The organism is Streptomyces sp. NPDC058375, from assembly GCF_042723425.1.
GTDB classification, from domain to species: domain Bacteria; phylum Actinomycetota; class Actinomycetes; order Streptomycetales; family Streptomycetaceae; genus Streptomyces; species Streptomyces durocortorensis.
The window spans coordinates 1-5,134 of the sequence record NZ_JBHXJG010000369.1; the positions used below are offsets into that span (position 1 = coordinate 1).

3 protein-coding genes are annotated in these 5,134 nt (G+C 71.1%); all 3 read left to right on the forward strand.

Features of this window, described 5'->3' with window-relative positions; genetic code table 11:
• Window positions 1-219 precede the first annotated feature (219 nt).
• Window positions 220-2,301: a phosphate acetyltransferase gene (gene pta, locus ACFWM7_RS33395; RefSeq protein WP_383268031.1), complete on the forward strand. Its 2,082-nt coding sequence runs from the start codon at window positions 220-222 to the stop codon at window positions 2,299-2,301.
• A complete protein-coding gene (locus ACFWM7_RS33400; RefSeq protein WP_383268033.1) occupies window positions 2,298-3,551 on the forward strand; it encodes an acetate kinase in 1,254 nt (417 codons plus the stop codon). Before pta ends, ACFWM7_RS33400 begins: the two co-directional genes overlap by 4 nt.
• Window positions 3,552-3,653: 102 nt before the next feature.
• On the forward strand, window positions 3,654-5,084 hold the full coding sequence (pyk, locus tag ACFWM7_RS33405; protein WP_383268035.1) for a pyruvate kinase: 1,431 nt from the start codon (window positions 3,654-3,656) through the stop codon (window positions 5,082-5,084).
• Window positions 5,085-5,134: the final 50 nt, after the last annotated feature.

The window sequence follows — 5,134 nt, forward strand, 5'->3', positions numbered from 1 at the left end:
GGCCGGTGGCGCCCGTGGGTAGGAGGATGGCGAAGGGCGGGGCCCACGACTGCGGGCTGCCGGAACCTCCGGCGGGCGGTATAGCGGTCCTCGCAGGTATCGTCAAGAGGCAATGCAGGCCAATGCCGCACCCGGCGGACACCGGGCTGGCACGGGGGCAGCACCGCACGTCCGGACGCCCCGCGGGTCGCGGCACCGAACATGGACGGGAGAGCACGCGTGGCGCGGAGCGTGTACGTGACCGGGATCGACCGGGGGGACGGCCGTCAGGTCGTCGAGCTGGGAGTCATGGAGCTTCTGACGCGTCAGGTGGACCGGGTCGGGGTCTTCCGCCCGCTGGTTCATGACGGGCCCGACCGGCTCTACGAGCTGCTGCGGGCCCGCTACCGGCTCTCCCAGAGCCCGGCCTCCGTCTACGGCCTGGACTATCACGAGGCCTCCGCCGTGCAGGCGGAGAAGGGCACCGACGAGCTGGTCTCGCAGCTCGTCGAGCGGTTCCACCAGGTGGCCAGGGAGTACGAGGCGGTCCTCGTGCTGGGCAGTGACTTCGCGGCCACCCAGCTCCCCGACGAGCTGGCGCTGAACGCCCGGCTGGCCAACGAGTTCGGGGCCTCGGTGATCGCGGTGGTCGGCGGCAAGGGGCAGACCGCGGAGTCCGTCCGCGCCGAGACCCGTAACGCCTACCGCGCCTACGCGGGCCTGGGCTGCGACGTGCTGGCCATGGTGGTGAACCGGGTCGCGGCGGAGGACCGGGCGGGGATCGCGGAGCGGCTCGCGGCCCGGCTGCCCGTCCCCGTCTCCGTCCTGCCGGACGACCCGGCGCTCTCCGCCCCCACGGTCGCCCAGATCACCGCGGCGCTGGGCGGCACGGTGCTGCTCGGCGACGACTCGGGGCTGGCGCGCGACGCGCTGGACTTCGTGTTCGGCGGAGCCATGCTGCCGAACCTGCTGAACGCGCTGACGCCCGGCTGCCTGGTGGTCACCCCCGGGGACCGCGCGGACCTGGTGGTGGGCTCGCTGGCCGCGCACAGCGCGGGTACCCCGCCCATCGCGGGCGTGCTGCTGACGCTGGACGAGCGGCCCGGCGAGGAGATACTCACGCTGGCCGCCCGGCTCGCACCGGGCACCCCGGTCGTGTCGGTGGCCGGCGGCTCCTTCCCCACCGCCGCCGAACTCTTCACCCTCGAAGGCAAGTTGAACGCGGCGACACCGCGCAAGGCGGAGACCGCCCTCGGTCTGTTCGAGCGCCACGTCGACACCGCGGCGCTGCTCGACCGGATCTCGGTGGCCCGCAGCGGACGGGTCACTCCGATGATGTTCGAGCACGAGCTGCTGGAGCAGGCCCGGTCCGACCGCAAGCGCGTGGTGCTGCCGGAGGGCACGGTGGAGCGGGTGCTGCGCGCCGCCGACGTGCTGCTGCGCCGGGACGTCTGCGAACTCACCCTCCTCGGCGATGTGGACGTGATCCGCAAGAAGGCCGCCGACCTCGGCATCGACCTCTCGGACACCCAGCTGATCGACCCGCACACCTCGGAGCTGCGGCAGCGGTTCGCCGAGCGGTACGCGCAGCTGCGCGCGCACCGGGGGGTGACGGTGGAGCTGGCGTACGACGTGGTGGCGGACGTGAACTACTTCGGCACGCTGATGGTCCAGGAGGGCCTGGCCGACGGGATGGTGTCCGGGTCGGTGCACTCCACGGCCGCGACGATCCGCCCGGCGTTCGAGATCATCAAGACGAAGCCCGACGCGTCGATCGTCTCGTCCGTCTTCTTCATGTGCCTGGCCGACAAGGTCCTCGTGTACGGCGACTGCGCGGTCAACCCGGACCCGAACGCCGAGCAGCTCGCGGACATCGCGGTGCAGTCGGCGGTGACGGCGGCCCGCTTCGGCGTGGAGCCGCGGGTGGCGATGCTGTCGTACTCCACCGGGACCTCCGGCTCCGGCGCGGACGTCGACAAGGTGCGCGAGGCGACCGAGCGGGTGCGGGCGGAGCGGCCCGAGCTGCGGGTGGAGGGGCCGATCCAGTACGACGCGGCGGTCGAGCCGACCGTCGCGGCGACGAAGCTCCCGGACTCCGAGGTCGCGGGCCGGGCGACCGTGCTGATCTTCCCCGACCTGAACACCGGCAACAACACCTACAAGGCCGTGCAGCGCTCGGCGGGCGCGGTGGCGGTCGGCCCGGTCCTCCAGGGTCTGCGCAAGCCCGTCAACGACCTCTCGCGCGGCGCGCTCGTCCAGGACATCGTCAACACGGTGGCGATCACGGCGATCCAGGCACAGAGCGAGGAGCGCCCCGCATGACGACTTCCTCCATCCCCCAGCACGAAGGTACGACCTCTGTGGAACCGCACCGCGTCCTCGTCCTCAACTCCGGCTCCTCGTCGGTGAAGTACCAGCTCCTCGACATGCGCGACCGCTCCCGGCTCGCCTCGGGCCTGGTCGAGCGGATCGGCGAGGAGACCTCGCGCCTGGCGCACACGCCGCTGACCGGCGGCGGCGCCGAGCCCCGGGAGCGTACGGGCCGGATCGCGGACCACGACGAGGCGCTGAAGGCGGCGGCCGAGGAGCTGGCGGCCGACGGCCTCGGCCTGGACTCCCCCGAACTCGCCGCGATCGGGCACCGGGTGGTGCACGGCGGGTTGAAGTTCAGCGCGCCGACGGTGATCACCGACGAGGTGCTGAAGGAGATCGAGCGGCTCGTCCCGGTGGCCCCGCTGCACAACCCGGCGAACATCACCGGTATCCGCACCGCGCAGGCGCTGCGGCCGGACCTGCCGCAGGTGGCGGTCTTCGACACGGCGTTCCACACGACGATGCCGGAGGCGGCCGCGCGGTACGCGATCGACGTGGAGACCGCCGACGCGCACCGGATCCGCCGCTACGGCTTCCACGGCACCTCGCACGCGTACGTCTCGCGGAAGACGGCCGAGCTGCTGGGCAAGGCCCCCGAAGAGGTGAACGTCATCGTGCTGCACCTGGGCAACGGGGCGTCGGCCTCGGCGGTCGCGGGCGGGCGGTGCGTGGAGACCTCGATGGGGCTGACGCCTTTGGAAGGGCTCGTGATGGGTACGCGCTCCGGGGACATCGATCCGGCGGTCACCTTCCACCTGAAGCGCGTGGCTGGCATGTCGGCCGACGAGATCGACGTCCTGCTGAACAAGAAGAGCGGTCTGGTCGGCCTGTGCGGCGACAACGACATGCGGGTGATCCGCCGCCGGATCGACGAGGGCGACGAGCGGGCGGCGCTGGCCTTCGACATCTACATCCACCGGCTGAAGAAGTACATCGGCGCCTATACGGCGGTGCTCGGCCGGGTGGACGCGGTGGTGTTCACGGCGGGGGTCGGGGAGAACGCGGCTCCGGTGCGGGAAGCTGCCATCGCGGGCCTGGAGGAGCTGGGCATGGCGGTGGACGCCTCGCTCAACGCCGTACGGTCCGGCGAACCGCGGCTGATCTCGCCGGAGTACGCCCGGGTGGCGGTCGCCGTGGTGCCGACGGACGAGGAGCTGGAGATCGCCGAGCAGACCTTCGCGCTCGTCGAGGAGGCGTAGTCCGCGGTTCGGACAGGTCGACAACTGAGCACCCTCGCGCCCCTTTGTACCTTCCACCAGACGGAATATTCCACAGCGAAACAAACCGATAGGATCCGCCTCATGCGCCGTTCCAAAATCGTCTGCACCCTCGGTCCCGCCGTCGACTCGCATGAGCAGCTCGTCGCTCTGATCGAGGCCGGCATGAGCGTGGCCCGTTTCAACTTCAGTCACGGCACCCACGAGGAACACCAGGGCCGTTACGACCGCGTCCGTAAGGCGGCCGCCGAGACCGGCCGCGCGGTGGGCGTGCTCGCCGACCTCCAGGGCCCGAAGATCCGGCTGGCGAAGTTCGCCGAGGGCCCGGTCGAGCTGGTCCGCGGGGACGAGTTCACCATCACCTCCGAGGACGTACCCGGCGACAAGTCGATCTGCGGCACCACCTACAAGGGGCTGCCCGGCGACGTCACCAAGGGTGACCCGATCCTGATCAACGACGGCAACGTCGAGCTGAAGGTCGTCGCGGTCGAGGGCCCCCGGGTGAAGACCATCGTCATCGAGGGCGGCGTCATCTCCGACCACAAGGGCATCAACCTGCCCGGTGCGGCGGTCAACGTCCCGGCCCTGTCCGAGAAGGACGTCGAGGACCTGCGCTTCGCGCTGCGGATGGGCTGCGACCTGGTCGCCCTCTCCTTCGTCCGCGACGCCGACGACGTCAAGGACGTCCACAAGGTGATGGACGAGGAGGGCCGCCGGGTTCCCGTCATCGCCAAGGTGGAGAAGCCGCAGGCGGTCGAGCACATGGAGGGCGTCGTCGCGGCGTTCGACGGCGTGATGGTGGCCCGTGGCGACCTCGCCGTCGAATACCCGCTGGAGAAGGTCCCGATGGTGCAGAAGCGCCTGGTGGAGCTCTGCCGGCGCAACGCCAAGCCGGTGATCGTGGCGACCCAGATGATGGAGTCGATGATCACCAACTCGCGGCCGACCCGCGCCGAGGCGTCCGACGTCGCCAACGCGATCCTGGACGGCGCGGACGCGGTCATGCTGTCCGCCGAGTCCTCGGTGGGCGCGTACCCGATCGAGACGGTCAAGACGATGTCGAAGATCGTCTGCGCCGCCGAGGAGGAGCTGCTCTCCAAGGGCCTCCAGCCGCTGGTTCCTGGCAAGAAGCCCCGTACGCAGGGCGGTTCGGTGGCCCGCGCGGCCTGCGAGATCGCGGACTTCCTGGACGGCAAGGCCCTGGTCGCCTTCACCAAGTCCGGCGACACCGCCCGCCGCCTCTCCCGCTACCGCACGGCCCAGCCGATCCTGGCCTTCACCACGGAGGAGGCCACCCGCAACCAGCTCGCCCTGAGCTGGGGCGTCGAGTCCCATGTCGTCCCGCACGTGGACAACACCGACGCGATGGTCGACCTCGTCGACGCGGAGCTGCTCAAGCTGAACCGCTACAGCGACGGCGACACGATGGTCATCACCGCCGGCTCGCCCCCCGGCGTCCCCGGCACCACCAACATGGTCCGGGTGCACCACCTGGGCGGCGGCGAGCGGGACTGACCCGCGACGCCCCTCCGTCACACGACCGTGGCCCGCGCCCCCTCCTGACC

Coding starts and splice junctions, on each gene's coding strand:
- ACFWM7_RS33400 (WP_383268033.1), top strand. CDS start 2,298: ATGACGACTTCCTCCATCCCCCAGCACGAAGGTACGACCTCTGTGGAA.
- pyk (WP_383268035.1), top strand. CDS start 3,654: ATGCGCCGTTCCAAAATCGTCTGCACCCTCGGTCCCGCCGTCGACTCG.